At 73.3% G+C, this 2501-nt stretch carries 3 protein-coding genes; all 3 read left to right on the top strand.

Annotated elements, in window-relative coordinates:
• Positions 1-82 precede the first annotated feature (82 nt).
• Entirely contained in the window at positions 83-931 is an 849-nt protein-coding gene (locus tag AB0K09_RS32295) for an undecaprenyl-diphosphate phosphatase (protein ID WP_366068953.1), read from the top strand.
• Positions 932-1115: 184 nt separating this feature from the next.
• The gene (locus AB0K09_RS32290; protein ID WP_366068952.1) at positions 1116-1745 is read left to right on the top strand and encodes a helix-turn-helix domain-containing protein; all 630 of its coding nucleotides are present in this window, start codon (positions 1116-1118) and stop codon (positions 1743-1745) included.
• A gap of 67 nt (positions 1746-1812) precedes the next feature.
• On the top strand, positions 1813-2501 hold a 689-nt coding region (locus tag AB0K09_RS32285; RefSeq protein ID WP_366068951.1), incomplete at its 3' end, for an FAD-dependent oxidoreductase.

Here is a 2501-nt window from a genome sequence, read left to right as displayed (position 1 = left end):
ACAGGAGGTGTACGAGCCGCCGGCGCTGCTGGAGGTCGGCGACTTCACCGGGACGACCAGGGGTCTGTCCTCCGGCAACGTCATGGAGAACGGGGAGGGGCTGACCGAGTTCCTGCCGATCTCCTCCAGCGCGCATCTGCGGCTGGTCGCGGCCTTCGCCGACTGGCCGGATCCGGGCGCGGCGTTCACCGCGATCACCCAGATCGGCACCGAGACGGCGGTGCTGATCTATTTCCGGTCGGACATCGCCCGCATCGTGGCGGCCTGGTTCCGCTCGCTGTCCGACCGCCGGGCACGGCATGATCCCGACGCCCGGACGGGCTGGCTGGTCATCGTCGGTTCGATCCCGATCGGCGTGCTGGGACTGGTGCTGAAGGACGCGATCGAGGGTCCTTTCCGGGACCTTCGCGTCACGGCGACGACGCTGGTGGTGATGGGCGTCGTGCTGGGCTGGGCCGACCGGAGGGCCGCGCGCGACGAGACCGGAGGCCGGCACCGGGCCGTCCGCCGGCGCAAGGAACTGACCGACCTGAGCACCCGGGACGGCCTGGTCCTCGGCCTGTGCCAGGCCATGGCGCTGGTGCCCGGTGTCTCCCGCTCGGGCGCGACGATCAGCGGCGGGCTGCTCCTGGGGTACAGCCGGGCGTCCGCGGCCCGCTACTCCTTCCTGCTGGCCGTGCCGGCCGTGCTCGCCTCGGGCGTCTTCGAGCTCAAGGACGCGGGCGCGGGGCACACGGCGTGGGGGCCCACGCTGCTCGCGACGCTGCTCGCCTTCGTCGTCGGCTACGCCGTCATCGCGTGGTTCATGCGGTTCGTCTCGTCGAAGAGCTTCATGCCGTTCGTGGTCTACCGCGTGCTGCTGGGCCTGCTGCTGTTCGCCCTGGTCGGGGCGGGCGTCCTCGACGCGCACGCCGGCGGCTCCGCCGGCTGACGCCCCGTCATCGCGGGCCCGCCGCAGGGCAGTGCAGGGCACGAGAAAGCCCGCCGATCCGGACGATCCCCCGCGTCGCCCGGATCAGCGGGCGCGTCCGGGCGGGCCCCGCCCCCGGGCCACGACAACCGGACAGCTCCTGAGTATATTGGCTGCGGGCCAGTCAACGCAGGAGTTATTCGGCATGTCTCCGCGCAGCGCAGCGGCGAACGAGGAGTTGCGCCGCCGCTCCCGCGAGCGGCTGCTCCAGGCGACGGTCGAGCTGGTGGCCGAACGGGGCTACGAGGCGACGACGCTCGCGGACATCGCCGATCGCGCCGGAGCGGCGCGCGGGCTGGTGTCGTACTACTTCCCGGGCAAGCGACAGCTCCTGCAGTCCGCCGTGCACCGGCTGATGCACCGTGAGCTGTCGGCGGCGCTGGAGCGGGAGCCGCGCACGACCGACGGGCACGAGCTGCTGGCGCGGGCCATCGACACGATTCTGGGGCTCGCCCGGGACCGCCCCCTGCTGATGCGGACGCACATGGCCGGGATCCTCCAGGCCGAAGGCTTCATCCAGTGCCCCGAGCAGCAGCGCCTGGCGTTCCTGCTGCGTGACACGGTGACGCGGTACGGCTCGGAGGATCCGGACGCCGACTACCGGCTGCTGCGGGCGCTGCTGATGGGATCGGTGGTGGCGGTGCTGCTGCCGGGGGCGCCGATGCCCGTGGAGCGGCTGAGGTCGGAGCTCTTCCAGCGGTACGGACTCGCCTGGGAGCTGGGCGCGCCGCCGGGGGAACGCCCGCCCGGCGAGCGGCCGCGGGCCGGCGGCTGAACGGCCTGGTGTCGCGCCGGGGCGACCGGTGGGATGCTGGATCCAAGCCGCCGGAAGGAGTCCCTCCGTGCTTCGCGTCGCAGTCGTCGGATCGGGTCCCAGCGGGGTCTACACGGCGCAGGCCCTGGTGGCGCAGGCCGCCGTGCCGGTGTCGGTGGACGTGCTGGACCGGCTGCCCTGCCCGTACGGGCTGGTGCGCTACGGGGTCGCACCCGACCACGAGAAGATCAAGTCGCTGCAGCAGAGCCTGCGCGTGGTGCTGGAGCACCCGGGCGTCACCTTCCTCGGCAACGTCCGGGTGGGCGAGGGCCCCGGCGCCCTGCCGCCGGAACGGCTGCTGGACCTCTACCACGCGGTGGTCTACTGCGTGGGGGCGGCGACCGACCGTCGGCTCGGGATTCCCGGCGAGGACCTGCCGGGCAGTTTCTCGGCCACCGAGTTCGTCTCCTGGTACAGCGCCCACCCGGACGCCGCGCCGCGCGGCTTCGTCCTCGCCGCCCGCTCCGCCGTCGTCATCGGCATGGGCAACGTGGCGGTCGACGTGGCGCGCGTCCTGGCGCGCGGCGCCGGGGAGCTGCGGTCCACCGACGTGCCGGACGCCGCGCTGGCGGCGCTCGCGGACAGCCGGGTCACGGACATCCACATGATCGGCCGGCGCGGACGCGACCTGCCCTCGCTGGAGGCCCACGTCTCCGTCGAGCGTCAGCAGATCGAGCAGCGTCGCGACGCCGACCTGGAGGCCCGCGCCAAGAAGCT

Origin of the sequence: Streptomyces sp. NPDC049577 (genome assembly GCF_040675635.1) — a bacterium.
Taxonomy (GTDB): domain Bacteria; phylum Actinomycetota; class Actinomycetes; order Streptomycetales; family Streptomycetaceae; genus Streptomyces.
The sequence above is the reverse complement of the archived record's forward strand: the minus strand, read 5'-3'. Positions and strand labels throughout refer to the sequence as shown.